The sequence below is a fragment of the Pseudomonas sp. CGJS7 genome (genome assembly GCF_036961695.1).
Genome location: NZ_JBAMDI010000004.1, coordinates 90,728 through 106,705, shown reverse-complemented (window position 1 = coordinate 106,705; position 15,978 = coordinate 90,728). Strand labels below are relative to the sequence as shown.

Here is a 15,978-nt window from a genome sequence, read left to right as displayed (position 1 = left end):
TCGAAACAGGGCGTTCATCGTGGGTGGGCGGAATGAGCTGACGTGGTTAAACAGGAAGTTTCGCCACTAAGCGCTCAGTGTCCGTTTCAATACTTCGTAAATTTTGGCATCAGCCGATTGGGCGACATTGAAACGGAGGAAGTCACCCGCAGCCATCGACTGGCTGAACGCATTTCCGGGCGCCAGTACTACACCTTCATTCAAGCAAGCCCGAGCCAGCGTTGCTGCATCCTTGCCTTGAGGAAGTTGGCACCAGACGTACATGCCTGACTGGGGCGTTATCCAGGGCTTGATACCAATGGCTTGAAGCCTCGCTACCGTTCTGTCCATAGCCTCGGCCAGCCTGAGGCGAACACTTTCCATGTGTTTCCGGTACCCGCTATCGGTAATCGCCAGATGGATGATGTCCGCGGCCAGGCGGCCACCCCCGAATGTGGTCGCAATCTTGAGATCGACCAGGCTCTCGATCCAGTCACTGCGAGCCGCGATGTAGCCGCATCTAATCGAAGCAGAGATGGTCTTTGAAAAGCTACCTATCTGGATGACACGAGAGAGGCCATCGAAGGCAGACAGCCGTGGCGCTGGTGCATTCTCGAAATCCCCGAAGATGTCGTCCTCTACGATCACCAGGCTGGAGGTGTCGGCCAGCTTCAGCAACCTGTGTGCCGTGACCGGAGACAGGGTGGCGCCGGTCGGGTTGTGGATGCCTGAATTGGTTATGTACAACCGGGGAGAATGCGCGAGCAGGGCAGCGCCAAAAGCATCGATGTCCGGGCCCGTCGCGGTGTAGGGAACCCCTACGATATTCACCCTGTGCGCTTTCAGCAGTGCGTGAAAATTGAAATAGCAGGGGTCGTCGACCAGCACAGTGTCCCCCGGCTCCAGCAGAAAACGGCAGATCAGGTCGATGGCGTGGGTGCCGGACTCAGTGAGCATGATCTGTTCAAGTGGGGCTTCGATCCCGATGCCTGTCAGCTTCCGTGACAAGAATTGCCTGAGCGGCAGATGCCCAAGTGGCGAGGCATACTCCGTCAGTTTCGACGTGTCGGAACGGGCAACGGTGCGAAGCGCTTTGCGCAAGCCGGCATCGAACATCCACGAGGCAGGTAGCCACCCGCACCCTGGTTTCAATGCATCGCTAGCGGTGTCAAGAGACTGGCGCGAGATCCACAGCGGGTCCACTTCACGATCAAGCCTTGGGCCGAGTTCGGTGAGTACCAAGGGCGCCACTGGCCCGGCTACGTAAAAGCCGGAGCCAGGACGAGAATTGAGTACACCCTCAGCCATCAACCTTTCATAGGCCTCAAGCACCGTAGAAACCGACACCTGCATGGTCTGAGCCATCGCACGCACCGAGGGAATTCTCGCACCTGGTGTGTAGGTTCGAGAGGCTATCCGCGACTGGATTTCACCCATGACAGTTCGAATTCGCGTTCCGTCCCGTTTCATCGCACCCTCAACTGTGCTGGATTCATATGCATAACAGTTTGGTTTAAGTGTATTGGATTGTACATGGTCTGGGTGAGCCTGTCGGTGATGTACTGAGCCTTGGCTTATCGAGGACTTACCGATGGAAAAATCAGCAACCGGGTGGATCAACGGTTTCATAGGCGTCGCCATTTTTGCGGGTTCGTTGCCGGCAACCCGAGTGGCAGTGGCCGACTTCGAACCGACGTTTCTCACCTGTGCCCGGGCAACAATTGCCGCCATGCTGGGCGCGCTTTTTCTGATCGTGCTACGCCAGCCTCGACCCAAACGGCGGGATCTGTCGCCTTTGGCCGTAACAGCGCTCGGCGTTGTTATCGGTTTCCCGCTACTGACAGCATTTGCCCTTCAGCACATAAGCTCTGCTCACTCCATTGTCTTTGTCGGGCTCCTGCCATTGTGTACCGCAGGATTTGCGGTTTTGCGGGGCGGTGAACGACCTCGGCCATTGTTCTGGCTGTTCTCGTTGACAGGTGCCGGGTTGGTCGCTGGCTATGCGTTGATGAACGGAGGCGAGGCGTCGGCGGTGGGCGATCTGCTGATGTTGGCTGCGGTTGTGGTCTGTGGGTTGGGCTATGCCGAAGGAGCGCGCCTCTCGCGGACATTGGGTGGTTGGCAGGTGATCAGCTGGGCGTTGCTGGTAGCGTTGCCGTTCATGCTGCTGCTGACGGTAGTCAATCTTCCAGCCCCTGATGACTTTGCCAGGGTAAGTGCCCCTGCGTGGTTCAGCTTTGGCTACGTTTCACTGTTCAGCATGCTGATCGGGTTTGTGTTCTGGTACCGAGGGCTCGTCCAGGGGGGGATTGCGGCAGTGGGCCAATTGCAACTCTTTCAGCCGTTCATGGGGCTTGGGCTGGCAGCGTTGCTTCTGCACGAGCATGTCAGCTTGACGATGCTGCTCGTGACGCTGGGGGCTGTCATCTGTGTTTATGGGGCCAGGAAGTATGCCCAATAGATGAACAGCCAGGCAGAGCGCAATGTCGAGCTGATGGGGTTAACGGGGCCGGTTGTCTCGCCACTGCAAAACGGTTGCCGACTTTCGGCGAGACGTACTCCGCACCTCCAACTAGAAAATGGCATCAGCCGGTAATGACTGCGTCTTGCTGGCCGACAAGGCCCGGTTGTCGAACGCGCTGGCCCCCGGCAACCTTGCCCAGGCCAACGGACCGATGGCGATTTCTTCTGCACTCAACAGGCAATGGTCGAGTTCGCGTTGCAGTGTCTGGGTATCCAGGTCCTGGCCAATGAACACCAGCTCCTGACGGCAATCGCCGACGATGCTGTCCCACTTGGCCATGATGCCCTGCAAGCGATACTTGTCCTGCGGCCACTGTGACGGGTCGATGAAGTTCCACCAATGGCCAACGTAGTCCCATTGAAACTGCTGGCCGCTGTGTACCAGCAAGCCGATTTCGCGGTGGCGGCTGGCAAGCCAGAAATAACCTTTGCTGCGCAGAAGACGGCCGTTGCGCCAGGGCCGGGCGAGAAAATCAAGCAAGCGTTGCGGATGGAACGGGGCGCGCGCTCGGTACACCCATGACGTCACGCCATAGGTCTGCGACTCGCCGGCCGGGGCGTCGTGCGCGTCCATCTGTTTCATCCAGCCGGGCGCTGCGGCAAGGCTGGGCAAATCGAACAGCTGGGTGCCGAGGATGCTCGACAGCGCGACGTTGCCGGCCACCATCGGCAGGATCTGTGCGCCTGGATTGAGCCCGGCGAGAACTGCCAGCAGGGCCTGGTACTGCGCCTCATCGACCAGGTCGCGTTTGTTGACCAGAATCACGTTGGCATACTCGACCTGCTCGATCAGCAGATCGGCCAGCGGGCGCCTGCTGTCATCCGTGGCGACGTCGGCCCGCGCGACGGTTTCGGGTGAGTCGAGCATGGCCATGAACTGGCTGGCATCGACCACCGTCACCAGCGTATCCAGCCGCGCCAGTTCGCTGAGGCTGAAACCGTTGGCGTCGAGAAAGGCAAAGGTCTCGGCGACTGGCATCGGCTCGGAAATCCCGGTGGACTCGATCAACAGGTAATCGAAACGCTGCTGGCGCGCCAGCGCGCTGATCTGCTCAAGCAGGTCGGCGCGCAGGGTGCAGCAGATACAGCCGTTGCTCATCTCTATCAGTTCATCCTGGCCACGATACAGCGCAACGTCGCGCTGGACCTGGGCGGCATCGATGTTGACCTCGCTCATGTCATTGACGATAACCGCCACCTTCAGGCCCTGGCGGTTGCGCAGGATGTGGTTGAGCAGGGTGGTCTTGCCTGCGCCGAGGAAGCCTGAAAGGACCGTCACCGGCAGCCGGCCTGCCTGGGCGCCGGCAATCATGCGCGCACCACTCGCGGGCTTTCGACCTTGTCCAGATAGCTTTCGAACAGGTCTACCACCACCAGGCCGTCGTCCGCGGCATCGCCCCACAGGTCCCGCACGCGGAACTCGACATGGTAGGTCGGTTGATGCGCAGCGCTCTGGTCGCCATGGCCAATCGCGTCCGGAAACGGCCACTGTTCAGTGGTCCGGTGCAGCACTACGCCTTGCTTGCCGCGCACATATGCAGGCATGCGCACATGCCCGGCCACGTATTCATCGCGTACGATGACCCGGTCGCCCACTTCAAAAGGCGCTCGCCCGGTAATTGCAGCACGCCCTTGCGCATGGGCGGGGTTGGCCAGCTTGAAGTGCGAGCCGAGTGCTTCATTCAGTTCGGCCTGTGTGATGACGCCTGTTTCGACCAGCAGCGTGGCAGTGGCGATCACATAACGCTCGTAGTATTCGGTGCCGACGTGCTGGCGCACGTCAATGCGTTCGACGGCATGACGTATCTCGTCGACGCTGAACTTGTTCAGGTGGTCGACGCCAATGAACATCAGGCTGTAGGCAAGGTGTTCCCAGTCCTGCTTGAACACCTGCTTGTAGCTCAGGCTGTTGATGCGGTGGGGCACTTTGCCAAAGCCCTGGAAACCGCCGAGATCGTGAAAGCCATCCATATTGAACACTCCGGAAGTTGAATGGGGTTGGGCGGCCTTGCTCAGCCAACGCGGGGCAGGGCGACGCCGATCAGCACATCCTTGGTCACCAGTTGCCGCAACTGCTCTTCGTTCATATGCTCTGAGCCCGCTGGTCGTTGCGGCAGCACCAGGTAGCGGCTTTCAGCGCTGGTGTCCCAGACCTTGACCACCATGTCGCCGGGCAACTCAGTGCCCAGCTCGCGCAATACCGTGCGCCCCTCCCGGACCAACCGCGCACGGAACTCGAAGCCCTTGTACCACTCAGGTGGCAGGCCCAGCACCGGCCAGTTCGTGCAGGAGCACAGGCTGCAGACGATCACGTTTTTCAACTGCGGGGTGTCTTCCAGGGCGACGATGTATTCGCCCTGTGGGCCGGTGAAGCCGAACTGGGCGCAGGCGGCCGTACCGTCCTTGAGCAGCAGCTCGCGAAACTGCGGATCGACCCAGGCCTTGGCGACGATGCGCGCGCCGTTTTCCGGGCTCCAGCCGTGTTCCATCAGCTGGGTGAGCTGTTCAATGTAGCCCTCGGGGATGAGGTCTTTGCGCTTGAGCACTGCAAACAATGCGCGCGCGCGCTCACCAGGGGTTGAAGTTGCCGTCATGGGATTACTCCTCTCGTCCAACACGGTTGTTGAAATCTGTTGTTGTGCCAGCGGTATTTTTTCAGGGGCGCAGCGCCTGCTGCCTGGGTCACAGCGTGCGCCAGTCCACCGCGGCCTCGAACGCTGCCGCGGCCTGATAGATCGTGCCTTCGGCATAGTGCTTGCCGACCAGCATCAGCCCCACCGGCAGGCCGTCGACCAGGCCGCAAGGGATGGACATGGCCGGGTGACCGGTGATGTCTTGTGCGGCGGTATTGCCGAGCATCTCCAGCGCGCGCGAGACACTCTCGGTGATCGAGCAACCTGGCGCTGGCAGCGGCTGGGCGATGATGGGCACGGTTGGCATTACCAGCAGGTCGTAGCGCTCCAGCGCCTTGTCGTAGCCGGCGCGCGCGAAACGGGCGATGTTCTGCGCCTTCGCGTAGTAACGGCCGTGGTAGTGTTCCAGGCCAAACTTGCCAACCAGCATGCACAGCTTGAGCGAGGGCGACAGGGCGTCGGCCTGGGTCCGCCAGCCGGCCTGCTTGTCGAGCAAGGCGACGTCGTACAGGCCCTTCCAGTTAAAGCCCGCGCCGTTGCCGTGCATCATCTGCATGGTCAGGCCTTCGCAGCCGATCGGGCTCCATAGCGAGCCGGCCAGCGTATGCTCGGGAACCGATACTTCCTCGACCACTGCGCCCAACGCCTCGAAGCGGGCGATGGCGCTGCGCACCTTGTCGCCAACGCGCTGATCAAGGTTAGCGAGCTGGAAACCTTGCTGGAGGATGCCGATACGCAGCCCGCGTACACCGCGCTCGAGGTAGTTGCCATAGGTATCGACTTCGGGCACGCCTTGGCGTGGGTCAAGCCCGTCGGCACCGGCCATGACTTCGAGCATGAGCGCGTTGTCGCGCACGTTGCTGGTCATCGGGCCGACATGGTCGAAGGTGGCCTCGATCGCCATCACCCCGGTGTACGGCACCAGCCCGAAAGTCGGCTTCATGCCATAGATGCCGCACCACGCTGCGGGAATACGCGCCGAACCGCCCTGATCGCCGCCCACCGCCAGGTCAACTTCGCCCGCCGCAACCAGCGCGGCGCTGCCCGACGACGAACCGCCGGTGCTGAAACCAGGGCGCAATGGGTTGTGCACGGGGGCCGGGTCCGAGGTGTGGCTGGCGCCGGACAGGCAGTAGTGCTCGCAAGTGGCCTTGCCGAGGATGGTCACCCCGGCGTCGAGCAAACGCGTAACTACAGTGGCATCGAATGACGGTACAAAACCGGCCAGTGGCGCGGCACCGTTCATCATCGGCACGCCCGCCAGCGAGATGTTGTCCTTGAGTGCGACTGTTTTGCCGAGCAGTTTGCCGGTGCTGGCGCCCATCACTTCGGTACGGTAGTACCAGGCGTTCAACGGGTTCTCCCGGCTGGAGGGGCGGTAACCCGCAGTGCGCTCGTAGCGCACCAAGGGGATGAAGTCCGGCAGTTCGTCGATCAGGTCATAGGCGTCGAGGCTTGCCTGCATGAGCGCCAGGTATTCGCTGGCTTGTTCGGGGGTCAGCTGCATGTGCAGGCGGCTGGCGAGGGACTGCAACTGTTCGAGCGTCGGGCGGATGATGGCCATGGGGTGTCCTGTTTCCGGTGGCAGGCCGCAGGGGCCGGTAAATGACTGTTCGAGAGGCTCGCCGCGGCTGGGCCTGGTAACAAGCTAGCGCCAGCGCGCGAGCGGTACTTGGCTGAGCAGGACAGTCGCTTTGTTGAGCAGGACTGCGTTGCGCCAAGTGGAGTGCGTCCTGAATGTGGCCGGGTGGGCTTACGGCTCCAGCTTGGGCACGGCTGCCTGCTCAGCCGAATCGGTGCGTGCGGGCCACACTACGCCGACGCTTTTCATGCCTTTGGCCGGGTCCATCGTGGGGTTGGCCAACACCACATCGCGGTAGGAGGGGCTGCCGATCACGGCGGGTTTGAACTTGACCAGGAAGTCGTTGACCTCCTTGCGCAGTTCCGGTGACAGGTTGTAGTCGTTGTAGCATTCCTCCAGGCAATCCAGCGTGGCTTGCCAATGAACCTCGGTAAGCCCCATGCCGCGGTGTGCGGTAACCATGTCCCGGCCGCGGTACTTGGCGCTGCCACCCCAGTGTTGCGAGAGGAAGTCGACGAAGTTGATGTGTTCCTTCTGGAAGGTCGACTCGGACATGTGTGCCCAGATATGACCGATCGCCGGGTGGGCCATGGTCTTGCGCAGTACCGCGCCGGCGAACTGGTAGATAGCGTCATAGCCGCCGAGGCGGGTATACAACGAAGGTTGCTGTTCAGGGGTTGCCTGTTGATCAGTCATGTTCTGGTGCTCCGTATCTGCTGGGGGGCTTGCTGGTGCCAACGGGCCTTGGGTTAAAAGACCCGCACGTACCTGAGGTTCAGGCGGAAGTTTTCCTTGGGGCCGTTTTCTACCGCGAGGTCACGGCCCAGTTGCACCTGCAGCTGGTCCTTGGCGGTGAAGAACTTGTTCGCGGTGACGCGCAAGTTGGTGGTTTCGGCGCGGTCGTCCTGCGCTATTCCGTCAATCTGGTTTTCCCCGCCCCAGGCGTGACCGAGGCCAACTGCCAGTGAAGTGCCTGGGTCGACGATGTAGCGCCCCATCAGTTGCGCCCCGTAGGAAACCTCCTGTTCACGGCGCGCAGAGCTGGAGCCGAAGTCGTCGTTGTCGCTGTACCAGATGGCATCACCGACCAGGTCGACAGCCCATTTTTCGCCCACATGTTTGACGTAGGCGGCCTGCAGATCGACCTTCCAGCGGTTCTCGCCAAGGTTGAGCGCGTCGTCGCGGTCGTAATTGCCAGTGGGGGCGGTAAGGTAAACGGTGGCGCCAAGGATGTCGTTGGCCTCGTTCAAGCGGTACTTGAGCGGTGCCGTCAGGGTGAGGTCGCCAACGCCGCTGGTGTCGCCCAGGGCCGAGGCATCGCCGCTGCTCGATACGCGGCCGAACGGCAGCAGAAATTGCGGCTCCAGGGTCAGTCGTTCAGTCAATTGATAGACGTGCAGCAGCCTCAGGATGCCGACGTTGGAGGTCAGGTTGAAATCGGAGCTGACTTTGTGGCCGTTGGCGTAAGCGCTGTCGGTGGTGGAATGCTGGTAATAGACCACACTGATCGTTGCACCCACCGGCAGCGCTTCATAATCACCCGGATCAACTTCGAACGCTTGCGCACACACGCTTGGCACGGCTGCCGCGAGCATCAGGTAACGGAGCTGTTTCATGGACAGAGGTCCTTTATTCTGGGCAAAAAGAGCCCCACTGCCGCAGGGACGGCAGGTGCGGGGCTAAACGTGGAGTTGGGGCTAGTTGGAACTGACTTTTGCGTCGCGCAACATGCCGGTGTGTGGGTGGCAGTTGATGTATTCGAACACCTGGCTGCTTGCATCCGACACGGACACTTCGTGATAGAGCCGCAACTTCTCGAGCCCTGCCGCTACCCGAAAGAAGGTGACGAAAATACGCAGATGAGTGGGGTGCGATTCCGCCCAGCGTTCGAGTTTCTCCAATGAACGCCAGTGGCCGATGTTGTAACTCATGTCGAGCAAATTGCCGTTCGCGTCGATATTGCGTACAAAGCGATTGCTGTAACAGCCCAGCGGCTGGCCGTTATCGCGCAGAAAATCCATACCATCCTGCAAGGTCGGCAAGATTTCATCCAGGTACAGCGAGCGCTCAGCCGCTTCTGCCGCTGCCCAGTCCTGGCCCGAGCGAATCAAGGCAATATTGTCATGGCCGATCACCACCACCCGACCGCCTTTGGCCGGGTCGCCAGCCACGACTCGCAGTTCGCCGTTCGGCTTCATCCAGTCCGTTTGCGACACCGGGAAACGGTCGCGCATCGAGCCCCAGTAACCGTGCTCCTCGATCTCGCCACTGGTGTTGTCCATGATCGCCCCGACCCCGGGCAAATCGCTCTGGAATGCATACAGCGTCTCGAACTGCTCGGCCCGGGGCGCGGTGATTTCGCGGTAGTAACCAAGGCCATCATTCAGGCGTTGCGGCGAACTCCACCAGCCATCCACCTCAGGCGAGCGTAACCAGCGGCAGTAAGCGCCGGTATCTTTCCAGTAGCCGACGATCATCAGGTTGTCGTAGCCGCTGCTGTCGGTGTGGTGCGTCAGGTCGTGAGTCAGCGGGCCGTCGTTCAAGCCAAAGCTGTCGAGAATCTCGCGCATCGCCTGCAAGGCCTGCTCACGCTGACCATCACCCTGGTACTGCACCCCCAGATAGGCCATCACGACTTGCGTCAGCTGCTCATCAGCGCGGCCGACCCACATAGGGAAGGGCGGCTGGTAATCATCAGGCACCCGGCGCGATAACGTGCGCGGGCACATGAGGTGTTTGTCGATTGCAGATTCCATCACAGGCTCCTTGTTATTTTATGTTCAGAACACGCTCAGCATTGCCTGGTGCGTTCGCCAGCCGGGCGCGCAGTGCACACGCGGCCCACTCGAGCACCCACGATAAAAACTCTTCGGGCGCCAGGTCGTGCCTATACAGCCACCTGAACTCGTCGGCGATTCGCTGTTGTTGTAATTGCATGGGCTACCTCATCAGCGCAGTTGCTGGAAACAACGTGAGGTCAAAGTTAGGGAGGACTGGGCAACGTCGCTTTGTTCGCAAGGACAATCGTTTGGTTGGAAACGACAGCGCCGTAACACCCGCTTGAGCACGAACCGCGATGGTGCAGCGGCCAGAGAAAAGCTGCGTTTTTGCCCTGAAATGGGGAGCAATATTGGTGCTTTTGGAAAGCGCCAGTTGGCACTATGAGGACGAAGGCTGTGAGGGCTGCAGCCTGTGCCAGCGGATACCGCTGGCGTGAATATTGCCTATGCGAACCTTTGTAACAGTGCCCCTTTTTCAAGTTGCCACATGAAGGTGAGCGCCATCATGGCTGAGACCAACCACTATTCGACCCTTGCCGTTTCGCCATCCCGTCGCTTTGATTACTGGCGGGAGGTGGTCTGCCGCCATTGTTTGTCGGCAGACAGCAAACCCTCCTCGCAGAGCAACTTCGAGGGTGCGCTGCAGGTCAACGGCATCGGCCCGTTGGATGTCACGACGCTGTCGTCGCCGCTGCACCACTGGGTGCGCTCCGAGCAACACCTGCGCAGCGACCCCGCCGAAGACATATGGTTGGGAGTCACCCTCGACGGTTACGGCGAAATTGAACAACACAACCGCAAGGCCAGGCTCACGGCTGGCAATGTGTTTCTTTACGACGCAACCCAACCGTTTCGATTCAGCCTGGGTGGTACCGAAAACCACCTTATCCGCATCCCCCGGCCGTTGCTCGCACAGCGTGTCCCGCACATCGCTGACATCACCGCGCTGGTGCTGGAAGAGGGGCGCCCCGGAGTGATCCCGTTGCGGCAGATGATTGGCCAGGCGGCCAGTTCTGCGCCGTTGTTGCAGGACGAAGGCGTCTCCCGACGGTACTCCAACACTATCATCGACCTGATGGTGCTCAGCCTTGAGTTGCAGGACCTGAAGACTACCCATCGGGAGCTGGATCTTTATGGGCGAATCATGAATTACATTCAACGCCATTTGACTGAGCCGGAGCTGTCGATCGAGTCGATCGCCCTGGCACATCACGTGTCGACACGGACGGTGACACGGGCGTTTGCCCGGCATCAGAAGTCACCGGTTGCCGAGATCTGGAGGGAGCGGCTGAATGCTAGCCGCGCGGCGATTGAGTGTGGGCAGGTAAAGAGTGTTTCGCAGGCGGCCTTGGAGTTTGGTTTTTCAGACTTTTCGCATTTTAGCCATGCGTTTCGCAAGGCGTTTGGCGTGGCGCCGCATTCGTTGTTACCGCGCAGTAGGGGGTGAGAATTGAAACCTGCGCTTGGCCATGCTCTGTGCCCCTCAAACAAAAAACCTGACCCCCTATGTAAAGGATCAGGTTTAACCTGACTTACAGGCCCAGTTCAGTCAGCCCTGGGTGATCATCCGGACGGCGACCCAGTGGCCAGTGGAACTTGCGCTCGCTTTCCTTGATGGGCATGTCGTTGATGCAGGCGAAACGGCGGTGCATCAAGCCATCGGCTTCAAACTCCCAGTTTTCGTTGCCATAGGAGCGGAACCAGTTGCCCGAATCGTCGTGCCACTCGTAGGCGTAACGGACGGCGATGCGGTTGTCGGTGAAGGCCCAGAGCTCTTTGATCAAGCGGTAGTCCAGTTCTTTCTTCCACTTGCGAGTTAGGAAGTCCCGTGCTTCTTCACGGTTGTTTGCAAACTCGGCACGGTTACGCCATTGGGTGTCCACCGTATAGGCCAGGGCAATCTTTTCGGGTTCGCGGGTATTCCAACCATCCTCAGCGAGTCGGACCTTTTCAATCGCCGATTCGCGAGTGAAAGGAGGAAGTGGCGGACGAGTGTGTTCGTTGGACATGGTGGTGCCTCCAATCTTTTGGATGGTTCAGTTGAGTGGGTATTTCTTTAACTTCAAGCGCTTGCGCGCTGCACGTCCTTGAGCAAAACCTTTGCGATTTCTCGTGCACTGTCGAGCGCGGTGTGATCACCCATGACGTGGGCCACGGTTATCGTGCCCTCTATAATCAAAAGAAGTTGCTTGGCCAAGCCAGTCGGATCGTTAACACCTAATTCGCTGGTCAGTTCTAGCGTGTAGTCCAGCAGCTTTTGTTTATGCAGTTTTGCGATCTGTCGAACAGGATCGTCTGCGTCACCCACCTCTCCGGCGGTGTTGATAAAAGCACATCCGCGAAAACCCTCTGACTCGAACCAACTTTTGAGGGCATCAAAAATGCCAAGGATGCGTGCCTCTGGCGTTTGCGCTTTTTCGCATTCACTTCTGAACCACGTCATCCAGCGTATATCGCGTGCATTGAGTGCCGCCGCTGCTACGTCGTCTTTATTCGCAAAATAGCGATAAATACTTTTACGGGCGACGCCCGAGGTCTTTACCAAGAGGTCCATGCCCGTGGCGTGAATCCCGTTCTCGTAAATAAGCTTCTCGGCAGTCGCCAGGATTTTTTCGCGTGTATCGGTCATTGGCTTATCCATGTAGTCAGAGTAGAACGATCGTTCTCCCTGGTCAAGCAGCTCTTGAAATTATTCGATTGCGTGCAAGCGGGGCGCCGGCGTGCGTTCGATCAGAGTGGTTGGCTTCGCGCTGATCAGTCGCGCTCCAGTTCGGCGAAGCGGCTGGACAACCAGGCGTGCAGGTGCCTTACCGCAGGCGACAACTGCTTGCGGTGCGGGCACACCAGGCTCAGTGGCATGGCGGGCCCGGGGTGATCCTGCATGAGCACGACAAGTCTTCCCGCCAGCACATCGTCGCTCACATCCAGCCAGGACTTGTAGGTTATCCCTTCGCCGGCCACGGCCCAGCGCCGGGCGATATCGGCGTCGTCGCAGAGCAGGGCGCCACGCACTTGGACGGTCTGCGTTCCCAGTTGCCACTTGTCGTAGACCCGCCCCTGCTGCATGTACAGCAGGCACTGGTGTTCGAGCAGATCTTCGGGGGCTTGGACGGTGCCTTGCCGCGCCAGGTACTCGGGCGAGGCCACCAGCACCTTGCGGTTCCAAGGTGCTAGTGGCAGGGCTATATAGTTGGCTTCGGCGTTCAGGCCATAGCGGATGGCGATATCTACCGGATCGCGAAAAAGATCGGCGATCTGGTCGGAGAGAAACAAGCGCAGGTTCAACTGTGGATGCTCTCGGCGAAACGCCGTGAGCCAGGGCAACAGCACGTTGCGGCCCAGATCGGAGGGTGCAGCCACCTGCAAGGTTCCGCTGAGCTGGGCGCTTTCCTGACGCAGGTTGTCGCGCCCGTGCCTGAGGGCTTCCAGGGCGACAAGGGCCGAGGGCAGGTACTGCTCGCCTTCGGCTGTCAGGCGCAAGCTGCGCGTGGTGCGGGCAAACAATCGCACATCCAGTTCACGCTCCAGGCGCTTGACTGCCTCGGCTGCCTGGCCAGGTAGCAGGTCGGCCTCGTGGGCCGCCGCGGTAAAGCTGCCCAGCGCAGCGCTGCGAACGAAGATACCCAGGTCGTCGAGACGGATCATTATCACTCCTGCAATGAAAGTGTTGACGGGCAGGGCCCGTTTTTCCCGGACGCCTGGCACGCCAGACTCGATGCCAAATCAAACCACATTCAGCAGTGAGTGCCTATGAAAGCGATCAGTTTCATCCGAAAAGGCTTGCCTATCGAAGACCCTGCGTCTCTCCAGGACATCTTCATGCCCAAGCCCAGCCCTGGGCCCAGGGACCTTCTGGTCGAGGTCAAAGCCGTGTCGGTCAACCCCGTAGACACTAAGGTACGCGCGGGAACTTTCACGGGAGAGCCGAAAATACTCGGCTGGGACGCGGCCGGTATCGTCCGCGAAGTCGGGCGTCAGGTGACCCTGTTCAAGCCCGGAGACCAGGTGTACTACGCCGGTTCCATCGCCAGGCCCGGCAGCTACAGTGAATATCACCTGGTTGACGAACGCATCGTCGGGCATCAACCGCGCAGCCTGGGTGCGGCGCAGGCAGCCGCGCTGCCGCTGACGGCCATCACCGCCTGGGAACTGCTGTTCGATCGCCTGGGTATCGCGGAGGGCGGCGGGGAGGGCGATGCCCTGCTGATCGTTGGCGCTGCCGGCGGCGTCGGTTCGATGCTGGTGCAGTTGGCCCGGCAACTGACCCGCCTGACGGTTATCGGCACGGCCTCCCGCGCCGAGACCAGCAACTGGGTACGCGAACTGGGCGCCCATCACGTCATCGATCACAGTGCGCCGCTGCAAGGGCAGCTGCAGGCCCTGGGGATCGAGTCGGTCAGCCATGTCGCCAGCCTCACCCATACTGATCAGCACTTTGCGCAACTGGTTGAAGTGCTGCGCCCCCAAGGTCGCCTGGGCGTGATCGACGACCCGCAGACCCTGGACGTCATGCCGCTCAAGCGCAAGTCGCTGTCGCTGCACTGGGAGCTGATGTTCACCCGCTCGCTTTACGAAACCGACGACATGGTGCGCCAGCACGAGCTGCTCGAGCGCGTGGCCGGGCTGATCGATCAAGGCATCCTGCGTACCACCTTGGGCGAGCATTTCGGCGCCATCAATGCCGCCAACATGCGCCGTGCCCATGCGCTGGTCGAGAGTGGCAAGGCGCGCGGCAAGATCGTCCTGGAAGGCTTCTGAAACCTGTTTGACAGACAACGGCGGACCGGTTGATCCGGTCTGCCATGAGCATGCTTGAACGAACCGTGTTTCTCCGCGCCGCGCACATTCCCGGCGCTACGCCCGGTGAAACTCATGCACACATTGAAGCAGGCAGTACCGCGCCTGCTCTTTGCCACTGACCAGGAGCTTGATGTGAACCGACAAGACTACCCCCTCGTTTCCCTCGCCATCCTCAAGGCCAAGCCAGGCCAGGCACCAAAGCTGAAAGCGGCCTTGCTGGCATTGATCGAACCGACTCGGGCGGAGCCCGGCAACCGCGACTACATGTTGTTCGAACGCAGCGACGAGCCTGGGACGTTCTACATGCGCGAGGCGTTCGACCATCAGCAGGCCCTGGACGCGCACTTGACCACCGCTCACTTCCAGCGGTTTGCCGAGCAGGCCGAACAGCTGTTGGCGGAGCCCTTGCAACTGATCTTCCTTGACCCGGTGTCATCTGCCGTTGCGCCCTGTCCCTGAGGCAGGCCAGGCAATGCGACCCGCCCTGGGGCACTGTTACCTCGACCGATGTGGATGGCTGTTCTCGAGGACGTTGGCGCCAGTTTGCGAGTGGGTCGCCATTCCACGTTCAAGGACGCCGCTGAACTTTGGTTGCCGGCTGCTTGATGCTGGGTTCTTCTGAGCGTGCGGCGCGGTGTTCAAACAGACTTATCAGGGTGCCTGTAATTGCAATCAGCGCCAGCATAAATAATCCGATGTCCGAATTTTCCATGGTCTCGTCCTGCGGGTTGATGGGTACACGTTGACACTATTTCTTGGCACGGCGGGTCATGCCATACGCCGTAAAGCCACGGCCATGGCCCCGCCAAGTACCGCCATGGCCAGCAGCAGCGCGGGGAACGTCAACCACCAGGGCATGCCGGCGGTCATCATGCTGAACTCCGACATGCCGCCGATGCTGGCGAGCAGGTTCAAGGGCAGGAACACCACATTGATCATGGTCAGGTTGCGCAGCGCGTGGTTCATGCCGTTGTTGGCCAGGTTGCCGCGGGCCTCGATCAGGTTGGTAAAGACCTGGGCATGGATCTTCGCCTGCTGGTAGCTTTGCTCGTTTTCGATGATCAGGTCATTCAGCACTTCCAGTTGCTCGGGCCCGAAGCCGTGTTTCTGGCCATGGCTGCGCAGCAGGGCTAGCACGGCGCCATTGCTTTGAATGGCGTTGACGTAATACACCAGGCTTTCGCTCAGGCTGTACATCTGCACCAGGTGCTGGTTGTCCATGGACCGATCGAACTGCAGCTGGATTTCGCGGGCCACCTGCTTTACCACCCGCAGGTGGCCCAGGTAGTGATGCACGCTCTCAGCCAGCATCGCCATCAGCACATCCAGTGGGGTACTCATGCCGGCCTGCCGGTCTACTCCGGCGAGTAGCGAGTTGGCGGCGCAGATCACCACCAGGCGCTTTTCGCTGAGTACAACGCCGAATGACGAGACATTGAATACCCGGCCATCAAAGCTTTCCGGGCGCTTCCAGATCAGGAACAGGTGATCGGGCTTGATCTCGATACGCGCCACTTCATCCGGGTCCAGGGAGGACTCCAGCGACTGGGCACTGACCCCCAGGCAATCGCACAACCGGGATTGCTCCGTTGCGTCCGGCGCGACACACAACCAGACGCTGGCTCGTTCCTCGGGGGCTTCAAGGAGGGCACCGTCTACGGCGAGGTAGTATTCGATCATC

At 60.4% G+C, this 15,978-nt stretch carries 17 protein-coding genes; 4 read left to right on the top strand and 13 right to left on the bottom strand.

The annotated features are described in order from the left end of the window. Positions 1 to 66: 66 nt before the first annotated feature. Positions 67 to 1,449 (bottom strand): aminotransferase-like domain-containing protein, encoded by a 1,383-nt coding sequence (locus V7787_RS04560; protein WP_336086141.1) that lies wholly within the window; start codon positions 1,447 to 1,449, stop codon positions 67 to 69. 121 nt (positions 1,450 to 1,570) lie between these two features. On the opposite strand from V7787_RS04560, the gene V7787_RS04555 reads away from it, so the two are divergent. After that, positions 1,571 to 2,440, top strand: coding sequence for a DMT family transporter (locus V7787_RS04555; RefSeq protein ID WP_064490626.1), 870 nt, complete (start codon positions 1,571 to 1,573; stop codon positions 2,438 to 2,440). Between the two features lie 111 nt (positions 2,441 to 2,551). Here V7787_RS04555 and V7787_RS04550 read toward each other — a convergent pair whose 3' ends face one another. From V7787_RS04550 to oxdA, 7 genes are all read right to left on the bottom strand, one after another. Further along, the gene (locus V7787_RS04550) at positions 2,552 to 3,814 is read right to left on the bottom strand and encodes a GTP-binding protein (protein ID WP_336085995.1); all 1,263 of its coding nucleotides are present in this window, start codon (positions 3,812 to 3,814) and stop codon (positions 2,552 to 2,554) included. Next, on the bottom strand, positions 3,811 to 4,473 hold the full coding sequence (gene nthB / locus V7787_RS04545; protein WP_336085993.1) for a nitrile hydratase subunit beta: 663 nt from the start codon (positions 4,471 to 4,473) through the stop codon (positions 3,811 to 3,813). The genes V7787_RS04550 and nthB overlap by 4 nt, the downstream gene beginning before the upstream one ends. Positions 4,474 to 4,514: 41 nt before the next feature. Next, complete coding sequence (nthA, locus tag V7787_RS04540) at positions 4,515 to 5,096, bottom strand: nitrile hydratase subunit alpha (protein ID WP_064490623.1); 582 nt, start codon at positions 5,094 to 5,096, stop codon at positions 4,515 to 4,517. An 88-nt stretch (positions 5,097 to 5,184) separates the two neighbouring features. Continuing rightward, the gene (locus V7787_RS04535) at positions 5,185 to 6,699 is read right to left on the bottom strand and encodes an amidase (RefSeq protein WP_336085989.1); all 1,515 of its coding nucleotides are present in this window, start codon (positions 6,697 to 6,699) and stop codon (positions 5,185 to 5,187) included. 189 nt (positions 6,700 to 6,888) lie between these two features. Next, positions 6,889 to 7,413, bottom strand: coding sequence for a group I truncated hemoglobin (locus V7787_RS04530; protein ID WP_064490621.1), 525 nt, complete (start codon positions 7,411 to 7,413; stop codon positions 6,889 to 6,891). A gap of 53 nt (positions 7,414 to 7,466) precedes the next feature. Beyond that, positions 7,467 to 8,333 (bottom strand): transporter, encoded by an 867-nt coding sequence (locus V7787_RS04525; RefSeq protein WP_336085985.1) that lies wholly within the window; start codon positions 8,331 to 8,333, stop codon positions 7,467 to 7,469. An 81-nt stretch (positions 8,334 to 8,414) separates the two neighbouring features. Further along, positions 8,415 to 9,473: an aliphatic aldoxime dehydratase gene (gene oxdA / locus V7787_RS04520; RefSeq protein WP_198747050.1), complete on the bottom strand. Its 1,059-nt coding sequence runs from the start codon at positions 9,471 to 9,473 to the stop codon at positions 8,415 to 8,417. Between the two features lie 529 nt (positions 9,474 to 10,002). Here oxdA and V7787_RS04515 point away from each other — a divergent pair. Next, positions 10,003 to 10,944 (top strand): helix-turn-helix domain-containing protein, encoded by a 942-nt coding sequence (locus tag V7787_RS04515; protein WP_336085982.1) that lies wholly within the window; start codon positions 10,003 to 10,005, stop codon positions 10,942 to 10,944. Between the two features lie 85 nt (positions 10,945 to 11,029). Here the strand turns inward: V7787_RS04515 and V7787_RS04510 are convergent, their stop codons facing one another. The 3 genes from V7787_RS04510 to V7787_RS04500 all read right to left on the bottom strand — a co-directional run bounded on the left by V7787_RS04510 (position 11,030) and on the right by V7787_RS04500 (position 13,142). Beyond that, positions 11,030 to 11,506, bottom strand: coding sequence for a nuclear transport factor 2 family protein (locus V7787_RS04510; protein ID WP_010953850.1), 477 nt, complete (start codon positions 11,504 to 11,506; stop codon positions 11,030 to 11,032). Positions 11,507 to 11,559: 53 nt separating this feature from the next. Then, on the bottom strand, positions 11,560 to 12,138 hold the full coding sequence (locus V7787_RS04505) for a TetR/AcrR family transcriptional regulator (RefSeq protein WP_064490618.1): 579 nt from the start codon (positions 12,136 to 12,138) through the stop codon (positions 11,560 to 11,562). 113 nt (positions 12,139 to 12,251) lie between these two features. After that, a complete protein-coding gene (locus tag V7787_RS04500; RefSeq protein WP_336085977.1) occupies positions 12,252 to 13,142 on the bottom strand; it encodes a LysR family transcriptional regulator in 891 nt (296 codons plus the stop codon). A 105-nt stretch (positions 13,143 to 13,247) separates the two neighbouring features. On the opposite strand from V7787_RS04500, the gene V7787_RS04495 reads away from it, so the two are divergent. Together V7787_RS04495 and V7787_RS04490 are read left to right on the top strand one after the other, a co-directional pair. Next, complete coding sequence (locus V7787_RS04495) at positions 13,248 to 14,255, top strand: zinc-binding alcohol dehydrogenase family protein (protein WP_336085975.1); 1,008 nt, start codon at positions 13,248 to 13,250, stop codon at positions 14,253 to 14,255. Positions 14,256 to 14,369: 114 nt separating this feature from the next. Further along, a complete protein-coding gene (locus V7787_RS04490; protein ID WP_129932428.1) occupies positions 14,370 to 14,756 on the top strand; it encodes a putative quinol monooxygenase in 387 nt (128 codons plus the stop codon). A 109-nt stretch (positions 14,757 to 14,865) separates the two neighbouring features. Here V7787_RS04490 and V7787_RS04485 read toward each other — a convergent pair whose 3' ends face one another. After that, entirely contained in the window at positions 14,866 to 15,009 is a 144-nt protein-coding gene (locus V7787_RS04485) for a hypothetical protein (protein WP_177410024.1), read from the bottom strand. A gap of 56 nt (positions 15,010 to 15,065) precedes the next feature. Further along, complete coding sequence (locus V7787_RS04480; RefSeq protein ID WP_064490615.1) at positions 15,066 to 15,977, bottom strand: magnesium transporter CorA family protein; 912 nt, start codon at positions 15,975 to 15,977, stop codon at positions 15,066 to 15,068. Between the last annotated feature and the right edge of the window lies 1 nt (position 15,978).

Bases quoted from the DNA above. Each gene is read 5' to 3' on its own strand.
- V7787_RS04560 (WP_336086141.1), bottom strand. From the start codon at position 1,449: ATGAAACGGGACGGAACGCGAATTCGAACTGTCATGGGTGAAATCCAG.
- V7787_RS04555 (WP_064490626.1), top strand. From the start codon at position 1,571: ATGGAAAAATCAGCAACCGGGTGGATCAACGGTTTCATAGGCGTCGCC.
- V7787_RS04550 (WP_336085995.1), bottom strand. From the start codon at position 3,814: ATGATTGCCGGCGCCCAGGCAGGCCGGCTGCCGGTGACGGTCCTTTCA.
- nthB (WP_336085993.1), bottom strand. From the start codon at position 4,473: ATGGATGGCTTTCACGATCTCGGCGGTTTCCAGGGCTTTGGCAAAGTG.
- nthA (WP_064490623.1), bottom strand. From the start codon at position 5,096: ATGACGGCAACTTCAACCCCTGGTGAGCGCGCGCGCGCATTGTTTGCA.
- V7787_RS04535 (WP_336085989.1), bottom strand. From the start codon at position 6,699: ATGGCCATCATCCGCCCGACGCTCGAACAGTTGCAGTCCCTCGCCAGC.
- V7787_RS04530 (WP_064490621.1), bottom strand. From the start codon at position 7,413: ATGACTGATCAACAGGCAACCCCTGAACAGCAACCTTCGTTGTATACC.
- V7787_RS04525 (WP_336085985.1), bottom strand. From the start codon at position 8,333: ATGAAACAGCTCCGTTACCTGATGCTCGCGGCAGCCGTGCCAAGCGTG.
- oxdA (WP_198747050.1), bottom strand. From the start codon at position 9,473: ATGGAATCTGCAATCGACAAACACCTCATGTGCCCGCGCACGTTATCG.
- V7787_RS04515 (WP_336085982.1), top strand. From the start codon at position 10,003: ATGGCTGAGACCAACCACTATTCGACCCTTGCCGTTTCGCCATCCCGT.
- V7787_RS04510 (WP_010953850.1), bottom strand. From the start codon at position 11,506: ATGTCCAACGAACACACTCGTCCGCCACTTCCTCCTTTCACTCGCGAA.
- V7787_RS04505 (WP_064490618.1), bottom strand. From the start codon at position 12,138: ATGGATAAGCCAATGACCGATACACGCGAAAAAATCCTGGCGACTGCC.
- V7787_RS04500 (WP_336085977.1), bottom strand. From the start codon at position 13,142: ATGATCCGTCTCGACGACCTGGGTATCTTCGTTCGCAGCGCTGCGCTG.
- V7787_RS04495 (WP_336085975.1), top strand. From the start codon at position 13,248: ATGAAAGCGATCAGTTTCATCCGAAAAGGCTTGCCTATCGAAGACCCT.
- V7787_RS04490 (WP_129932428.1), top strand. From the start codon at position 14,370: ATGCACACATTGAAGCAGGCAGTACCGCGCCTGCTCTTTGCCACTGAC.
- V7787_RS04485 (WP_177410024.1), bottom strand. From the start codon at position 15,009: ATGGAAAATTCGGACATCGGATTATTTATGCTGGCGCTGATTGCAATT.
- V7787_RS04480 (WP_064490615.1), bottom strand. From the start codon at position 15,977: ATGATCGAATACTACCTCGCCGTAGACGGTGCCCTCCTTGAAGCCCCC.